The organism is Chryseobacterium sp. HNCC26DJ239 (assembly GCF_057180445.1).
The window spans coordinates 119,248-137,456 of sequence record NZ_JBXUGJ010000007.1 but is presented as its reverse complement, the minus strand read 5'-3'; the positions used below and the strand labels follow the sequence as shown (position 1 = coordinate 137,456).

General features: G+C 34.3%; 16 protein-coding genes. 7 read left to right on the top strand and 9 right to left on the bottom strand.

Going from position 1 to position 18,209, the window contains the following annotated elements:
* Nucleotides 1-11: 11 nt before the first annotated feature.
* The 6 genes from AC2A1D_RS15755 to AC2A1D_RS15730 form a co-directional block, all read right to left on the bottom strand.
* A complete protein-coding gene (locus AC2A1D_RS15755) occupies nucleotides 12-2,321 on the bottom strand; it encodes a choice-of-anchor L domain-containing protein (RefSeq protein ID WP_484044530.1) in 2,310 nt (769 codons plus the stop codon).
* A gap of 281 nt (nucleotides 2,322-2,602) precedes the next feature.
* On the bottom strand, nucleotides 2,603-3,136 hold the full coding sequence (locus AC2A1D_RS15750) for a DUF1003 domain-containing protein (RefSeq protein WP_484044529.1): 534 nt from the start codon (nucleotides 3,134-3,136) through the stop codon (nucleotides 2,603-2,605).
* An 11-nt stretch (nucleotides 3,137-3,147) separates the two neighbouring features.
* Complete coding sequence (locus tag AC2A1D_RS15745; RefSeq protein WP_484044629.1) at nucleotides 3,148-3,918, bottom strand: TIGR02757 family protein; 771 nt, start codon at nucleotides 3,916-3,918, stop codon at nucleotides 3,148-3,150.
* Nucleotides 3,919-3,949: 31 nt separating this feature from the next.
* Nucleotides 3,950-4,864: a ribonuclease Z gene (locus tag AC2A1D_RS15740; RefSeq protein WP_484044528.1), complete on the bottom strand. Its 915-nt coding sequence runs from the start codon at nucleotides 4,862-4,864 to the stop codon at nucleotides 3,950-3,952.
* 130 nt (nucleotides 4,865-4,994) lie between these two features.
* On the bottom strand, nucleotides 4,995-5,570 hold the full coding sequence (gene rdgB / locus AC2A1D_RS15735; protein WP_484044628.1) for an RdgB/HAM1 family non-canonical purine NTP pyrophosphatase: 576 nt from the start codon (nucleotides 5,568-5,570) through the stop codon (nucleotides 4,995-4,997).
* 149 nt (nucleotides 5,571-5,719) lie between these two features.
* Entirely contained in the window at nucleotides 5,720-6,550 is an 831-nt protein-coding gene (locus tag AC2A1D_RS15730) for a lysostaphin resistance A-like protein (protein WP_484044527.1), read from the bottom strand.
* Between the two features lie 181 nt (nucleotides 6,551-6,731).
* On the opposite strand from AC2A1D_RS15730, the gene AC2A1D_RS15725 reads away from it, so the two are divergent.
* The 4 genes from AC2A1D_RS15725 (at nucleotide 6,732) to AC2A1D_RS15710 (ending at nucleotide 11,694) form a co-directional block, all read left to right on the top strand.
* A complete protein-coding gene (locus tag AC2A1D_RS15725) occupies nucleotides 6,732-7,928 on the top strand; it encodes an MFS transporter (protein ID WP_484044526.1) in 1,197 nt (398 codons plus the stop codon).
* Nucleotides 7,929-8,418: 490 nt separating this feature from the next.
* Nucleotides 8,419-10,014 (top strand): peptide chain release factor 3, encoded by a 1,596-nt coding sequence (locus AC2A1D_RS15720; RefSeq protein WP_484044525.1) that lies wholly within the window; start codon nucleotides 8,419-8,421, stop codon nucleotides 10,012-10,014.
* A 90-nt stretch (nucleotides 10,015-10,104) separates the two neighbouring features.
* Entirely contained in the window at nucleotides 10,105-10,632 is a 528-nt protein-coding gene (locus AC2A1D_RS15715) for a hypothetical protein (RefSeq protein ID WP_484044524.1), read from the top strand.
* A 126-nt stretch (nucleotides 10,633-10,758) separates the two neighbouring features.
* On the top strand, nucleotides 10,759-11,694 hold the full coding sequence (locus AC2A1D_RS15710) for a DUF4349 domain-containing protein (protein WP_484044523.1): 936 nt from the start codon (nucleotides 10,759-10,761) through the stop codon (nucleotides 11,692-11,694).
* Nucleotides 11,695-11,863: 169 nt separating this feature from the next.
* Here AC2A1D_RS15710 and AC2A1D_RS15705 read toward each other — a convergent pair whose 3' ends face one another.
* The gene (locus tag AC2A1D_RS15705; protein WP_484044522.1) at nucleotides 11,864-13,003 is read right to left on the bottom strand and encodes an acyl-CoA dehydrogenase; all 1,140 of its coding nucleotides are present in this window, start codon (nucleotides 13,001-13,003) and stop codon (nucleotides 11,864-11,866) included.
* Between the two features lie 234 nt (nucleotides 13,004-13,237).
* On the opposite strand from AC2A1D_RS15705, the gene AC2A1D_RS15700 reads away from it, so the two are divergent.
* Nucleotides 13,238-15,016, top strand: coding sequence for an AMP-dependent synthetase/ligase (locus tag AC2A1D_RS15700; protein WP_484044521.1), 1,779 nt, complete (start codon nucleotides 13,238-13,240; stop codon nucleotides 15,014-15,016).
* A 200-nt stretch (nucleotides 15,017-15,216) separates the two neighbouring features.
* Here AC2A1D_RS15700 and AC2A1D_RS15695 read toward each other — a convergent pair whose 3' ends face one another.
* Nucleotides 15,217-15,993 carry a zinc ribbon domain-containing protein gene (locus tag AC2A1D_RS15695; protein ID WP_484044520.1) on the bottom strand — a complete coding sequence of 259 codons (777 nt, stop codon included), beginning with the start codon at nucleotides 15,991-15,993 and terminating at the stop codon, nucleotides 15,217-15,219.
* A gap of 2 nt (nucleotides 15,994-15,995) precedes the next feature.
* Nucleotides 15,996-17,093 (bottom strand): Nif3-like dinuclear metal center hexameric protein, encoded by a 1,098-nt coding sequence (locus AC2A1D_RS15690; protein WP_484044519.1) that lies wholly within the window; start codon nucleotides 17,091-17,093, stop codon nucleotides 15,996-15,998.
* A gap of 55 nt (nucleotides 17,094-17,148) precedes the next feature.
* Between AC2A1D_RS15690 and AC2A1D_RS15685 the strand changes: the two genes are divergently transcribed.
* Nucleotides 17,149-17,976 (top strand): ion transporter, encoded by an 828-nt coding sequence (locus AC2A1D_RS15685; protein WP_484044518.1) that lies wholly within the window; start codon nucleotides 17,149-17,151, stop codon nucleotides 17,974-17,976.
* Between the two features lie 43 nt (nucleotides 17,977-18,019).
* Nucleotides 18,020-18,178: a hypothetical protein gene (locus tag AC2A1D_RS15680; RefSeq protein WP_484044517.1), complete on the top strand. Its 159-nt coding sequence runs from the start codon at nucleotides 18,020-18,022 to the stop codon at nucleotides 18,176-18,178.
* The last annotated feature ends 31 nt before the right edge of the window (nucleotides 18,179-18,209 follow it).

The window sequence follows — 18,209 nt, the reverse complement described above, 5'->3', positions numbered from 1 at the left end:
ATTATTAAGGATTATTCAAAGTTTTTCAGCAAAATCCATCCCGTTTTAACCGTAGTTTGTTTACTTGCAGGATCTTCAAAAGTAATTTGATACCAGTAAGAAGCCGTTGGTAATTTCTTTGCTTGAAAATAACCATCCCAATACGGTCTAATTTTTTCGTATTTATAAACCACTTTTCCGTATCTATCAGAAACACTTGCCGTGAAATTTCTATTCCCAGCAACACCTCTAAAATCTATTTTATCATTTACATTATCACCATTTGGAGTAATTACATTTTGCATATTAAATGTATAATACTGTAATGATCCTACACAACTTGTGGTTTTAACTCTTACTTGAAGATAGATCAAAGTATTTTTAGGCACATTCGTAAAAGTATTTGAATTCTGCCATGTTAACCCGTTATTCATTGAGTATTCTAAAGCTCCATTACTAGGGTTACTTACATTAACAACAATATTATCATTATTGTAATCTACTTTTGTAATTACAGGAGGAACCGCAATATTTACCTGTGTAGAATAGACCTTACTACAAACACCATTATTAATAGTTACAGAATAAACACCTCCTACTCCTACTGTAATTGTCTGCGTAGTAGCACCTGTACTCCACTGATAAGTATAATTTGGACCTGAACCCGCGTCTAAAGTAATATTATCTCCATTACAAATCCATCCACCTGTTAAATTTGAAGTAATAGCTGGAACAACTTCGATTGTCACACCAGCAGGCTGTAGAGATTTGCAACCCTGCGCACCAATCGCATACACAGTATACGTTGTCGTTACTGACGGGCTTACAGTTCTAACCCCACCATTTGTATTAACATCTCCCCATTGATAATTTACCCCCCCTGTCGCTGTTAGAACAACAGATTCGCCTTGACAAATTCTTAGCTTGGAAGATGCAATCACAGCCACCGGAGTCTCTTCTTTTCTTAAGGTTAGCAATGCCACTTTCGAACAAAATGCCCCATTGGAGACATTAACATAGATAATCTGACCATCAGTTCCGTTAAAACTTGTTGGATTTGTAATAAAACTATTATTCCCAGCGACAGCATCAGCTTGCGTTAAATAATACTTAAAGATTGCACCAGGAGTAGTACTGATTAAAGGCTTCGCATCATCGAGATTAAATGTAAAATTACTCGTAGTACTGCATAACTTTAATACTGCATTCTGTACAGTCGGACTTGTTCCACCAACAATTGTAATACTTGCTTCGGCAGGACAATTTTGTCCAGGAATAGAAATCTTCACGGTATAAACACCCGGACTTGTCGCTGTATAATTTACATTCGTAGCTCCTGGAATTATTACATTATCCTTATACCACTGGAATGTCATTCCGGGAGTTGTAGCTACCAAAGCTTTTAAAACTTGTGGTGTATTATCACACACATTAAGAGTTTTTGGTAAAGGATTTCCTGCAGCATCAACAATCGTTACTCCTATATCAAAAGATCCAGCTTCAAGAAATACAGCAGAATCATAAATTGTATCACGAGCATCTGCAATAACCATTTTAATATGGTAAGACTGACCCGGAATTACAGTAGCTTCAGCTGTAAGAGGCACCGTTCTTCCATTATAATTGGTTGCATTAGGCAATAAAGAACCAAAATATTGTGCATTTACCGGTCCACAAGAAAAACTCGCAGGTAGAATATTAGGCACAGAAACCAATCCTGCTCCTCCCGGAAGTACTGCTAGATTTGTATAAGTAGATCCCGCAGTATTGGGCTTAAGTAACAATGCAAAAGCATCATCAAACTGCAAAGGCGGACAAGGATAACTACCTTCGTACTCATGAGAAGCAAAAATATACCTGAATTTCATCTGAGAACTTGTAGGGACAAAATCAAATTCTAAAACACAAGCATTATTGATGTTTGTAACCCCAATTGCAGCACTCAAATCAGCATCAAAGCTTCCTCCATTATTATCACTCATGGAAGCTTGAGCAGTGTTCCCTGCTTTGCGAGCATATCCTGTTGATAGTACAATTCCCTCTTGAAAAGGGAAATTAGACGTTCCTCTATGAAAATATCCCCATGCTCTATCTGTATTTGTAACGGGTTGATTGGGAGTTACTGAAACATTAGAAATATTGGGTGCACCACAACCATTTCCCGCTCCTACAAGAATGTTGGTTACCAATTGTGTTGGAGTATAAGTACTGCCTACGTACGGAGCAACATTTACATCAATGAAATCTCCCGCTTTTGCGGTAGAAGGGATTTTTTTTGGGATTTCTACTCTTGTCTGCGCATAACCAAATACACAAAAAAACAAGAACAGAAAACAACTCATTTTAAAGTAGTTTTTCGATCTATAATTTAACATTTTCCTATTATTTATTCAAAAATAGGAAAAATCTCTCAAAACACTTGCATAATAACAAAAAATACAATTGAAAATGAGAAAGATATACAATCAATAAAACAAATCAATGAACAAAGTATTTTATTAATTAAAAAACAAATAAAAGATAAAAAATCTATCAAAGCTTAACAATGCTTCAAAAATAAACTTTATTACATTTTTTAAATATTTTTCAAAACCCCTTAAAAAAACATGGGAAAGAAGAAGAATTATTCAGATTTTAGATCATCAAGCTTATTTTGAAGCTCACGTATCTTATCTTTTAACAATTTTATTTCATTTTTATTGGTACTAACACTGCTTTTTAGCATCACATTTTTTGCACGCTCAATATGATCGTCATCTTCGTCTTCCTCGTCATTAATTTCTTCGATATCTTCCTGAATATCTTCAATATCCTCACTAATCTCTTCCAGATCTTCAGAAATCTCTTCAATATCTTCACTAATTTCCTCAATATCTTCCTGAATATCTTCAATATCCTCCTGAATATCTTCAATTTTTTCGTGACTCTTATTCACCGACATTTGGATTAAAATCGAAAGATAAATCGCCTCCAAAGAAAGCACAGTCGTTAAAACCAGAAGCATTTTATCAAAATCTACAATCTTAAAAACAGGCAATAAAAATGCTGTAAGAAAGAAAAGCGTATGAATTATTAATGACGGAATTGAACCAATCCAAGAAGTAATTCCATCGGCAAGTTTTTCTAAAAGTTCTATTTTTTCTTGTGGTGATTTCATTTTTTTCTGTTTTAAAGCAATTCTTTAGTCACTCCCAATCCAAACAAAGCAAAATCATATTTTGCGGGATCTTTATCATCAAATTTTCGTATCGCTACATCCAATTCTTCCACTGTTTTCCAATCGTTTTGCGTTCTTGTTACCAATCCCAATTTCCTGGAAATATTTCCGGTATGCACATCCAACGGAATTGAAAGATGCTTTTGATCTATTTTTTGCCAAATTCCCAAGTCTACGCCGCGATTGTCTTTTCTCGTCATCCACCTTAAAAACATGATAATTCGCTTCGAAGACGAGTTTTTATAAGGTGAACTTACGTGTTTGTGCGTTCTGTGTTTTTCAACACCTAAAAATTTCTGTCTAAACCTTTCAATGGAATGTTGAAAATTATTTTCGTTTTCATGCACCAAAAACAAGTCTTCAAGACTTCTGTTTTCAGTATAAATTTCTTTAAATCTGGAAATAAAATAGCCAAAATCTTCTCCATTAAAAGTTCTGTGAATGCTTTTATCTTTAATGGCATTCAAATCAGATTCGGAATGATTTAAAACGAAATCATAAGGAGAATTTCCCATAATTTCAAGCATTTTATCTGCAGATTTTATAATCGATTTTCTATTTCCCCAAGAAATTGTCGCTGCCAAAAAACCTGCAATTTCAATATCTTGCTTCAAATTAAAACGATGCGGAATCTGAACAGGATCATCCTGAATAAACTCTACATTATTATAAACATCTGCTTTTTCGTCAAGAAAATCTTTTAATTCTGAAAAATTCAACATCATTATTTCAAGGTTAAAGCTAAGATTTAATTTAAATCTTCACCGCTTCCAAAGCTTTTGGAAGATAAGTATTTGGGAAAACCTGTCTTGCTTCGTCGGTAAAAACGGTTAAATCTCCGTAACGATTAGAAAAATGCCCCAAAATTAACTTATCAACATCAGCTTTTTTAGCAATTGTTGCAGCCTCCAAAGCGGTGGTATGACCGGTATAATCTGCCATTTCTTTCAAATCGTGCAAAAACGTTGCTTCATGATACAAAACCGTTACGTTTTTAATAATAGGAATTACACTTTCCAAATATCTTGTATCACTGCAAAACGCATACGAAACAGAAGGAGCCGGGTCGGTCGTTAAAGTTTCATTTTTTAAAACATAACCATCGCTCAGAACAAAATCTTTTCCGGCTTTCAAATTATGATAATCGCAAGTTTCAATTTCAGCATATTTCGAAACTTCTTCCATATTAATATGGCGTTCTTTCGGTTTTTCTTTAAACAAATATCCGTTGCAATAAATTCTGTGATCTAGCGGAATTGTGTACACTTCCACCCTATTGTCTTCATAAATTTTCTCTGATTCTTTCTTATCCAATTCATGATACACCACTTCAAAACCTTGATGTGTTTCTGTGATAGAAAAAATAGTTTCAAGCATTTTTTTAATCCCTTTCGGACCATAAACATGAAGCGGAACTTCTCTCCCCAAAAGTCTGAAAGATGCAATTAAACCAGGCAAACCAAAACAATGGTCGCCATGAAGATGAGATATAAAAATATGATTAATCTTCGAAAATCTAGCTTTTGCTTTTCTCAACTGAACCTGAGTTCCCTCGCCGCAATCGATAAGAAAACAACGCTCTTCCATTTCTAAAAGTTGCGCCGTTGGCGAAGTATTCACCGTCGGAATAGCCGAATTAAAGCCTAATATTGTTAAATAAGTACTCAAATCAATAGTTTATTATGGCAAATGTACGATAAAAGGTTGAGGTTGAGGTTGAGACTAAACAATTCCATTGTAAAGAAAATTAAACTTAAAATCCAACACCTTTAACCTTAACCTTAACCTTAACCTTAACCTAATCTTTCAAAAATTCCAAAAACAAATCCAACGCTTGTTTTCTGTGGCTGATTTTATTTTTATCTTCAGGATTCATCTCTGCGAAAGTAATTTCGTAATTATCCGGAACGAAAATTGGGTCGTAGCCAAAACCTTGAAACCCTTTATTTTCATGAATTAAATTTCCATGAACTCTTCCATCGAAATATTTTGCTCCGTTTTCATCATAATAACATAAAACCGTGATGAAATAAGCCTTTCTATTTTCCACACCTTCCATTTCGCCTAAAACTTTTTCAATGTTTTTTGCAAAATCATGGTTTCCTGCATAGCGAGCCGAAAAAATCCCCGGTCTTCCGTCTAAAGCTTCCACAACTAATCCGCTATCGTCTCCCAAACTTGGAATTCCTGTTTTTTCAAAACAATATTTAGCTTTAATTAAAGCATTGGCATTGAAAGAATCACCATCTTCAACAATTTCGTCGTGCAACTCGTAATCGGCTAAACTTTTTACTAAAAATTGATCGCCTAAAATCTGCTGAATTTCTTCTTTCTTGTGAAGGTTATGTGTTGCTACTAATATTTCCATTTTTATTTTTTTATTTAAACACAAAAAGCACATTTTTTTTTCATGAACATCACCGATGTTGTCGGTAAATTTCGGCTGATTATGTTATGATTTTTAGATTTAAAATTCGTGAATATTGGTGTAAAATATTCGTAAGATTTGTGGCTAAACTTTAATCAAATTTCAGTATATCGCACTTTATTTCTGAACACAAACAAATAAAAGAATATTGAGAATAATACAATTCCAATTCCTAAAAGCATCCATTCTGAAACATTAAAAGCTTCCGCGAAACTTTCTTTTTGTGTATAAAAAAATAAAATTGCCGAACAAAGATTATTGAAACCATGCAAAAGCATCGGTAAAAGCAAAGACTTTGTTTTATAGTACACCAAACCTAAAACACAACCCAACAAAGTTGCCCCCACAAATTGCCAAGGATTTCCATGAATTAACCCAAACAAAATACTTGAAAGTAAAATAGCTTTCCAAGGTTCTACTCCGTTATTTATCATACCTTTTTGCATAATTCCGCGGAAAATAATTTCCTCGAAAATAGGCGCCATAATTACCGCAGTAATAACCATTACTGCTTGGTCGTGGACAAGATTCGACATTAATCCTTCAAAAAATTTATAAAAATCTCCAAAAAAAGGTCCCGTTGTAGGAATTTGAGAAGTCACAAACTCGCCAACCAACATCATTCCAAACATCATCGGAAAAATGAGCAGATAAGTCGAAAAATTAGTAGGTGAAAAATTGAAATTCAACTTCTTTCCCGTTTTTGGTCGAACCACTAGAAAATCAAAAGATGCAATAATTGAAGGAAAAATTATCGCATTTCCTACCATCAAAAACCATGGTTTCTGCATGAAATCTATTTCAAAAATAACTTTTAAAATTAATGCTGAAAAATGAACCAACAAGCTCGACACAATATATCCTGCGAACATTATAACGCCGCCAAACCAGTCGAAAATATATTTTGAATCTTTCGTTTGCTCCATAAATTCTGATTATTTTTAAAACGAAGCAAAGATAATTGATTTAAAACGAAAATCATGTTCACGACTATTTTTTAGAACACCATTCTTCTTTTTGTCAATCCGAAGCAATACGTTTTATCTATCACAATTTTCTGTATTTAAAATTTAATCAAACTATCTTTGCAGCTCAATTTTTCTTTGCATGGACAGCTCTTTAAACCGCACAGAGAATGTAAATCTACAACTCATCACTTACGTTTGCTTTACATTTATTGGCTATTTCATTATTGGCTTATCACTTTCTGTACTTCCTATTTTCATCAATAAAAGTTTAGGATTCAGTCTTTTAATTGCGGGAATTGTGATTAGCTTACAATACATATCTACATTTTTTCTCAGAGCGTATTCAGGGAAAATTATCGACGGAAAAGGTCCAAAACCAGCGGTTTTATTCAGCATGCTTGGATTTTCTTTAACAGGAATTTTTCTCATTTTAGCATATTATTTCAAATTTTCTCCTATTTTAAGTCTCATTTTCCTAATTATTACCAGACTTTTAACCGGTTGTGCCGAAGGAATGGTGGGAGCAAGCCCCATCAATTGGGCAATTATGGCTTTAGGAGAAAAACATACTGCAAAAATTATTTCATACAACGGAATTGCTTGTTACGGAGCTTTAGCTATTGGTGCTTCTTTAGGCGTAACAATAGAGCAGGAATTCAGCTTATATGGAATTGGAATTCTTTCCATTATTTTAGGGATTTTAGGTTTTCTTTTTGCTAAAACGAAAGAAAATAAAACCAACGAAAGCCAAAAAGAAACTCAATCTTTCTGGAAAGTTTTGGGAAAAGTAGCTCCTTTTGGCGTTTGTCTGGCTTTAGGAGGAATTGGTTTTGCAAGTATTTCTACATTTATCACTTTATATTACAACCATTTCCATTGGAACAACGGTGCTTTGTGTCTTTCCGTTTTTGGGGCACTATTCGTTGCGGGAAGATTGGTTTTCAGTAATGTTATCAATAATTATGGCGGAATTAAAGTTTCTATCGCCTGTCTTTTAGTTGAAACGATTGGTTTACTTATTATTGCGTTTGCAAATACGGCACAAATCGCTTTAATCGGAGCCGGCGTTACAGGTCTTGGTTTTTCACTAATTTTTCCAGCTTTAGGGGTGGTTGCCATCAAAAGCGTTCCTCCTTCCAACCAAGGTTCTGCTTTGGCGGGTTATGGACTTTTCATTGATATTTCTCTCGGTGTTGCAGGACCAATTATTGGAAGCGTTGCAGATTATTTCGGGATGCAATTTATCTTTCCTTTCAGTGCAGCAATGGTTTTCATTGGTTTAGGTTTAGCCTATTTCTTAAAAAGAAAAACGAATTTGAGTAAAATTGAGGATTAATTTTAATGTCCCACAGATTACACATATCTTCACAGAAAAAATCTTCTCAACTCTTTTTTGAACTTCTGCACGCAATCATTTAAACTTAAAGCATAACAAATTCTTTTGTGACTTTTGCGGTTAAAAAAATCTCCCACAGATTTTACTAATAAAAAAATTCTTTGTGTGATAGGACTTCATCCTATCCTATAGTAATGCGTCCCTTCGGGACTATAATAGAAAATCTTTGATTTTTAAAAACTCATGTGCTCTAAAATATTCTCAATTATTTTAAACTAAAACTCATGTGACTAATGTGTCAAAATCTCCCACAGATTTTCACAGATTAAAAACAAACCTGTTTTGAGTTTTTATTTTCACAGTGATAAACTTTTATAAAATCATATAAATCTTTTGTGACTTTTGCGGTTAAAAACAAGTTATTACAATTTAGAAATCCGATTTTCAGAATCCGATAAAAATCACGATTTTTGCAACTTCAAAATACGATATGTCAGACTTAATCAAAGAAATACAAAAAAGAAAAACCTTCGGAATTATCTCTCACCCCGATGCCGGAAAAACCACCCTTACCGAGAAATTACTACTTTTTGGAGGAGCAATTCAGGAAGCAGGTGCGGTAAAATCGAATAAAATTAAAAAGGGAGCAACTTCCGATTTCATGGAAATTGAGAGACAGAGAGGGATTTCTGTGGCAACTTCCGTGTTGGCTTTTGAATATAGAGACCACAAAATCAACATTCTCGATACGCCTGGTCACAAAGATTTCGCAGAAGATACATACAGAACTTTAACGGCTGTAGATTCCGTAATCGTTGTAATCGACGTTGCAAAAGGGGTTGAGGAACAAACTGAAAAACTAGTTCAGGTTTGTAGAATGAGGAATATCCCAATGTTGGTATTCATCAATAAACTTGACCGTGAAGGTAAAGATGCTTTCGATTTATTGGATGAAGTTGAACAGAAACTTGGTCTTACGGTTTGTCCGCTTTCTTTGCCAATCGGTATGGGAAGTGACTTCCAGGGAATTTATAATATTTGGGAAAACAACATTCAGCTTTTCTTGGAAGAGAAAAAACAGAAAGTTGGAGACACGATGAAGTTTGACGACATCAACGATGCTTCTATCGATGAAGTAATTGGTGAAAAAGCAGCGACAACATTAAGAGAAGAACTCGATTTAGTACAATCTGTTTACCCTGAATTTAATCGTGAAGATTATATGAAAGGAGATTTACAACCCGTTTTCTTTGGTTCTGCATTGAATAATTTTGGAGTTCGTGAGTTGTTGGATGCCTTTATCGACATCGCACCAATGCCACAACCAAAAGAAAGCGATACGCGTATTGTAAAACCTGAGGAAAACTCTTTCACCGGATTTGTATTTAAAATTCACGCCAATATGGACCCGAAACACAGAGACCGTTTGGCTTTCGTGAAAATTGTTTCCGGAACATTTAAAAGAAACGAAAACTATCTTTTGGTAAGAGAAGGCAAAAAGATGAAATTCTCTTCACCAAACGCATTCTTTGCAGATAAAAAAGAGGTGGTAGACGAAAGTTTCCCTGGAGATATTGTTGGACTTCACGATACAGGAAGTTTCAGAATTGGAGATACTTTGACTGGAGGTGAGAAACTGAGCTTTAAAGGAATTCCGAGTTTTTCTCCGGAACATTTTAGATATATTAACAATAACGACCCACTGAAGGCTAAACAATTGGCAAAAGGTATCGACCAATTAATGGACGAAGGTGTTGCACAGCTGTTTACGCTTGAAATGAACGGTAGAAAAATCATCGGAACAGTGGGTGCTCTTCAGTACGAAGTTATCCAATACCGTTTGGAGCACGAATACGGTGCAAAATGTACTTATGAGCCACTTTCTATGCACAAAGCTTGTTGGGTAGAAGCCGATGAAAAATCTGATGAATTCAGAGAGTTTGCGAGGTTGAAGCAAAGATTCTTGGCAAGAGACAAATACAATCAATTGGTATTCCTTGCAGATTCTTCGTTCACGATTCACATGACGCAGGAGAAATTCCCGAATGTGAAATTGCACTTCATTAGTGAATTTAGAAACGCTTAAAAGAATTAAACTTGATATACAATCCGCAGATTTTTCTGCGGATTTTTTTGTTGTTTTGTAATCTGAATAATTCTAATCATTAAAGACATAATGCCAAAATCAGAATTCGAATACTTAGAATTTCAAAACACCTTAGAAGAACTTACAAAAACAGGCAGTCCGAACATAAAACTCGGTCTATTCTCAATGTTCACCATAAACATAAGCTCCAAACCGTTTTATGGAAGAATTATAAAAAACCAATTCAAGATTACTAAAAATGCTAAAATAAATCTCGCTTACTGTTCTATTCAGGGATATTTTAAAAAGAGTGGCAAAGTAACAGAGGTACAATATGAAGTAATTCAAAATCAATTTGCAAAGTTCTGGCATAAATTCTATCCTATATTTATTAATTTCATTGCGTTAATTTCATTAGGTTGTTTAATTTCAGAAGACGAAGATATAGACTTTAGAAAACTCCTTTCATGGAAACCAATACTTATAATCGTGCTCGCAGAAGCGTTTTTATTTCTTGCGCCAACTTTTCTTTTCAAGTTTAAAATTCGAAAATTTGAAAAAGAATTCAAACGAAAAATGAAAATTATCGATGAAATAAAACCAAATCACTCTTTGTAAAACCTCAAAACCTATTTTACAAAACACAAAAAATCAATTACTTAAAAATTTACATTTAGAAAACATTTCCTTTACAAACATTACAAGAAATTACCCGATAGCTTTACATCAACAAAATTAAACGTTATGAAAAAAGCTATTTTGCTACTTGCAATATCAAGTACATTTATCATGTGTAAAAAGGGAGAAGCTGCAACTGAACCCATAAGTGAAGCGCTACAAAATGCAGACAGCACCCTATCTGATTTCTCTGAAAAAGCAGAAAAAATTCATGAAGAAACTGAAGCCGTTTTCGATTCTGCACAGGTGAAAATTAAAGATTTCGACCAAACTTCAAAAGATTTAAAAGAAAAATTTGAAAAAACCACCTCTTCTATCGATTCTTTGGGTGACAAAATTTCCAATGTAAAATTCGATTCTAAACCGTCTATCAAAAAAGACTCAACTGAGAAAAAAGAAGAAAAAATTGTAGTGAATGTTCCTGCTCCAAAAGTAATTAAGGAAACAAAAATCGTTTATAAAAACACAGAAAAACCGCAAAACAACGCGATAAGTTTTCTAAAAAAGACTGCCAATCTTGAAGTTGAGGTTAATAATACGTATGATGCAAAAAATTACGTCGAAAATCAAATTAAAAAATACGACGGAAAAGTAAGAAGCGAAAACTTACGAGTGAATAGCGACGATAGCAAAACAGCGTACTTGAGGTTGCAAATTCCATTAGATAATTTTGATTATTTTATGGATGATGTAACTTACAATTTTGGAAACATCATAGATAAAACCATCAGCAGTTCAGGCGAAAAATATGTTGGAAAAACCATCTGCGACATCGATATTACTTTATACGGAAACGAAAAAAATGCGGAAGTTGCTGTAACAAAGCCTGAAACTTTTGGCGGAAAATTTTCATCAGGAATAGATTCTGGATGGGATGTCATTACAGGAATTTTCCTATTCTTTGTTCCGTTTTGGCCATTATTTCTTGCCGGAGGAATTGGATATTATTTTTACAAAAAGAAGAGAAATAAAGGGTCTGAAGAGGCTTCAGAAAAAATTTAATGAAATTTTAATGATTCGATAAGAATAATTGAATTATGATTTGTATTTTTGCACCGCATTATTGGTTAAGCAATTTGACCCATAATTTTATATAAAAGTTTGTGTTTAGTTACAGCAAAGGCTTTCAGAATACTGAAAGCCTTTGTTATTTTATCTAAAAAGAGGTTGCTTATTTCGCAATACTTCTAGAAATTACAATTTTCTGAATTTCTGAAGTTCCTTCATAAATCTGCGTAATCTTCGCGTCTCTCATCATTCTTTCTACGTGATATTCTTTCACATATCCGTATCCACCGTGAATTTGAACGGCTTCAATTGTAGTATCCATCGCCACTTGAGAAGCGTAAAGTTTTGCCATTGCACCACTTTCAGAAATATCTTTACCTGCATCTTTCTCACAAGCTGCCTTGAAGCAAAGCATTCTCGCAGCAGTAATCTGAGTTGCCATATCTGCCAATTTGAAAGCAATTGCTTGGTGATTAATAATTTCAGTTTTGAAAGCTTTTCTGGTTTTAGCATATTTCAAAGCCAATTCGTAAGCTCCAGAAGCAATCCCTAAAGCCTGAGAAGCAATACCAATTCTACCTCCGTTCAACACAGCCATTGCAAAGTTGAAACCGAAACCATCTTCCCCGATTCTGTTTTCTTTAGGAACTTTTACATTGTTGAAAATCAAAGAATGCGTATCACTTCCTCTGATTCCTAATTTATCTTCTTTAAGACCAATTTCGAAACCTTCCCATCCTTTTTCTACGATGAAAGCGTTGATTCCTTTATGTTTCTTTTCAGGATCTGTTTGTGCAATTACGATGTAATATGAAGCTGTACCCCCGTTTGTGATCCAGTTTTTAATACCATTTAAAAGATAATAATCTCCTTTATCTTCAGCTGTTGTTTTTTGTGAAGTAGCATCAGAACCTGCTTCTGGCTCAGAAAGAGCGAAAGCTCCAATTACTTCTCCGCTTGCTAAAGGCGTAAGATATTTTACTTTTTGTTCTTCAGACGCAAATTTTTCAAGACCTGCGCAAACCAGAGAGTTGTTTACAGACATTACAACGGCTGCAGAAGCATCTACTTTTGCAATTTCTTCCATTGCTAAAACGTAAGAAACGCTATCCATACCTGCACCACCGTATTTAGGGTCTACCATCATTCCTAGAAGCCCCATTTCCCCCATTTTCTTTACCTGTTCCGCAGGAAACTTCTGATCGCGATCTCTTTCGATTACTCCCGGTAAAAGTTCGTTTTGTGCAAAATCTCTTGCTGCCTGCTGAATCATCAGCTGTTCTTCTGATAAATTAAAGTCCATAAAAATTTTCGAATTATATGGTCGCTAATTTACACTTTTTAGGCAAATATGAAAACTATAATTTTTTGATACTTTTTTTGAAGGAATAATATTTGAACTTCATTTTATTGTCTCTTCAAAAAAAGTTCATTTTTATTATGCCAAAAACAGCTTATATTACCTTTTATTAAAAGAAAGTTCTGCAGTTAAAAAAAATGCTTATATTTAAATTTATTAAAAATCATACAAAAGATTATGACGATTAAAAGATTATTTGATATCCCACAACATGCTTTAGAAAACTATCCTAAAGACGATATGTTTGTGACGAAATACAATGGCGAATGGAGAAAAACGTCTACTCATGAATTTATTTATGAAGCCAATAAAATATCAAGAGGACTCCTAAAGCTAGGCATAAAACCGGGTGACAAAATTGCTCTCATTACCACCAATTCTCGCACAGAATGGGCGATTATGGATCTTGGTCTATCTCAAATTGGCGTTATTTCAGTTCCTGTTTATCCAAGTATTTCGCCTGAAGATTACGAATTTATCTTTAGCAATGCAGAGATTAAATACTGTTTTGTATCCGACAAAACGTTACTAGATAAAGTAATGAAAGTGAAACACAACATCCCAAGTTTACAGGGAGTTTTTACTTTCGATACTATTTCTGGTGCAGCAAACTGGCGAGAAATTCTAGACCTTGGTGAAGACGATTCTACACAAATTGAAGTGGAAGATTTGGCAAAAGCCATCAATCCAGAAGATATAGCAACTATAATTTACACTTCAGGAACCACAGGAAGACCAAAAGGAGTAATTCTTACCCACGAAAATATTGTTTCCAACGTTTTGGGCTCTGTTCCAAGAATTCCGAGAAAGAAAAGTCTAGATTATAAAGATACCCGAGTTTTAAGTTTTCTTCCGATTTGCCACATTTTTGAGAGAATGCTTTTCTATCTTTTTCAATACAATGGTTTTTCGATTTATTTCGCGGAAAGCATTGATAAAATGGGCGAAAACGTAAAAGAAGTAAAACCACATTACATGAGCGTTGTACCAAGATTGGTAGAGAAAGTGTACGATAAAATCTACGCAACAGGCTCTTCTGCTGGTGGTTTGAAGCAAAAAATATTCTTCTGGGCTTTAGATTTAATTCAAAAAAAGAAAACGGTTTCTAAACCTTCAGGTTTACAGGAAATTATTGCCGATAAATTGGTTTTCAAAAAATGGAGAGAAGGTTTGGGAGGAGAAATTGTAACTTTAGTTTCGGGTTCTGCAGCACTTTCTACAAGGTTAAATTTAATGTTCCAAAATGCGGGAATTCCTATTCTTGAAGGATATGGTTTAACGGAAACATCACCTGTAATTTCGGTAAACGCATTCGGAAAAATGAAAATCGGAACAGTAGGACAACCTTTGGATAATCTGAAAGTAAAAATTCAGGAAGATGGTGAAATTACAGTGAAAGGCCCCTCTGTTTTTAAAGGATATTTCAAAAATGAAGAGCAAACGAAAGAATCTTTCACAGAAGATGGTTTCTTTAAAACTGGTGATATAGGGCACATCGACAGCGATGGATTTTTACAAATTACCGACCGTAAAAAGGAAATGTTCAAAACCTCTGGAGGAAAATATATTGCTCCTCAAACCATTGAAAATCTAGCGAAAGCTTCAAAATTCATCGAACAGATTATGGTGGTTGGAGATGGCGAAAAAATGCCAACCGCTTTAGTACAGCCCGATTTTGAATTTGCTAAAAGCTGGGCAATGCGAAACAATATTACCATCGGAACCACTCCAAAAGAAATTGCACAAAACAGCCAACTTAAAGATAGAATTACCAAGGAAATTGAAGGCATAAACCAACATCTTGGAAATTGGGAGCAAATTAAAAAAATTGAATTAACCCCAGAAATCTGGAGCATTGAAGCTGGACTTTTAACCCCAACTTTAAAGCTGAAAAGAAAGGCTATTAAAGAGAAATTTATTGATTTGTACAATAGAATGTATGGTCATGAAGGATAAAAATAAAACCGCTTCTTTTGAGGCGGTTTTTTTATATTTAATTTCTTAGTACATAATTTTTGTAAATTCATTACGTAAACCTTACATTCAAATAAATTACATGTATTTTCAATCTTCTAAAAAAGAAAAATCTTACCCTATATAATTTCACAAAAAAAGACCGGAAAAAATCCCGGTCTTTATATTTTAGAATGTAATTCTTAGAATTTAATTACAGATTTCATTCTTTCAGTCTCTTCGATAACCAATTCGTCGTCTACCAAGATTTTTCCTGAATGCTCATCGATAATGATTTTCTTTCTCTGAGCGATTTCCATTTGCTTTTGTGGTGGAATTGTGAAGAAAGATCCTTTTGGAGCTCCTCTTTCAAGACCTACAACTGCAAGACCGTTAATAGAGTTTGTTCTGATTCTGTTGTAAGAAGCCAACAATCTATCGTCGATTTTTGAAGCATATTCTTTAGACTGCTCAATAAGATATTCTTCTTCTTTTTGAGTTTCAGAAATAAGACCTTCCAACTCTTCTTTTTTGAATTTAAGGTGGTTTTTAAGATCTTCGATTTTGCTATTCAGCTCATCTAAAGTTTCGTTTTTGTGAGCAATTTTAGCTCCAAATTCTTTAATTCTTTTTTCAGCAAGCTGAATTTCAAGCTCCTGATATTCGATTTCTTTTCCTAAAGCTTCAAATTCTTTATTGTTTCTTACGCTATCTTGCTGAGATTTGTATTTTTCAATTAAAGATTTTGCATGGTTGATCACTTCATTTTTAGTATTGATTTGATCATTTTGCTCTTTAATATCCGCATGGAATTTTTCAGCTCTTTTTTCAAGACCTGCGATCTCGATATCAAGATCTTCCACTTCGATTGGCAATTCTCCTCTTGTATTTCGGATTTCATCCAATCTGGAATCAATGATCTGCAAATCATATAAAGCTCTCAATTTTTCTTCAACTGAAATATCGGTGGTTTTTGCCATATCTAAAGGAAATAATTTACTGGGTTTGTTTTTTCGTTAGATTTCAAGACTGCAAATGTACTAAAAATTTGTGACAAAATTTCAAATAATTGTTCACTTACCCATTGCTCAGATTCATAATGCCCCACATCACAAAGCAACATCTTAGATTCTGCAGAAAAATAGTCGTGGTATTTTAAATCTCCTGTAAGATAGGCGTCGCATTTTTTAGAAAGCGCAGCTTTAATTCCGCTCGCACCAGAACCACCCAAAACGCCTACTCTTTTAATTTTTTTATCTGTAAATTGAGAATGCTTAATGAGATCTATGCTAAATTTTTCTTTAACAAATTTTAAAAAATCTACCTCATTCATTTCCTCTTCAAACTCACCAAACATTCCGAGACCTGCATAATGATTTTCGTTGTCTAAACTATAAATTTGATGCGCTACTTCTTCATATGGATGGGCATTTTTCATCGCCGCAACGATTCTATATTGTTTGAAAGATTCAAAAATCACAGAAAGCAATACCTCATCTGCGTTTTCGCGTACGTTTTGCGTTCCAGAGAATGGATTTGAACCTTCTATCGGTCTAAAAGTACCTTCTCCTGCAATTTTAAAACTGCATTGGTCATAAAAGCCAATATTTCCTGCGCCCGCTTCAAACAAGGCTTCTTTAACAGTTTCAGCATGATCTTTCGGAACAAAAACAGTAAGTTGTTTCAAATTATTTTTCTTTGGCTGAAGAATCTGAAGGTTTTTCAATCCTAATTGTTGGCAAATTCCGGCGTTTACACCAAAATAGTCATTATCCCATGCAGTGTGAATCGCATAGATTGCAATTTTATTTTCAATAGCCTTCAATACTGCTTTTTCGACATAATTTTTCCCTGTTAAAGATTTTAACCCTGAAAAAATAATCGGATGAAAACACACTATTAAATTGCAGTTTTTAGCAACAGCTTCCTCGACCACTTTTTCTAACGCATCATGACAAACGAGTATCCCACTCACATTTCTCTCCGGAACTCCGCACAGAAGGCCAACGTTATCAAAATCTTCTGCTTGTGCAATTTGTATTCTTTTTTCTATTTTTGAGATTACCTCTTGTATTGTCATTTTATTCTGTAAGTTTGTTACGAAATTACTTAATATTTACTGAAACAAAAAACTGATGGAAAGAGAGCACAATCTAATTCCCGGAGATCAATTATGGAAAAGATTTTTATACCGAGTCATCTATCGTGCAGACACAAGATTAGGTATGCTTTTCGATGTAGTCTTACTTATTTTGATTCTTTGCAGCACCTTGATCGTGATGATGGAGAGCGTGCCCAATCTGGATAAGAAATTCCACCGCATTTTTATTATTTCTGAATGGATTATTTCTATTCTTTTTACCATTGAATACGCATTGAGAATCGCGGTACTTAAAAACAAGAAAAACTACATTTTCAGTTTTTTTGGTATTATCGACTTGCTTTCGCTCGTTCCGTTTTTCTTAAGTTTTTTCTTCCCTATTACCAAATATTTCCTCATTTTCAGAATGCTTAGAATGCTGCGCGTTTTCAGGGTATTCAACCTAATGGATTTTATGAATGACGGAACGGTAATTATGAGAGCATTAAAAAACAGCTCAAGAAAAATCTACATCTTTCTTTTGTTCCTTATAATCTTTTCGGTTATTGTAGGCTCTATGATGTTTATGGTAGAAGGCGGCAGACCTGGTTTCGACAATATACCGCAATCGATTTACTGGGCAGTAGTTACCGTAACTACAGTTGGTTATGGAGATGTCTCTCCTATTACTCCCATGGGAAAATTTTTCGCCGTAATCTTAATGTTGGCTGGTTACTCTATCATTGCAGTTCCTACTGGTATTGTAACTGCCGAAATGCGCAACAAAAGACAAAACAAAGAACTTGTATGCGATCGTTGCGGAAATGAAGACATAGATGATGATGCAAGATATTGTAAACAGTGTGGCAAGAAATTAGCTTAGCATTAATTATGATCTAAATTTCACATAATTAATACGCTAAATCATGGAACCAATACAAAAAAACAAACCCAACGCACTTGTCATTACATTAATTGCTCTAGTTGCCTTAATGATCGTAATTTACTTTATTCTGGTGATGTTTTTCCCTGCTATTTTCGACGGACTGAGTACAGGTGAATTGCAACCAGTACCCTCTAAATAATTCTTAAATATTAAATAAAAAAACAGATGAC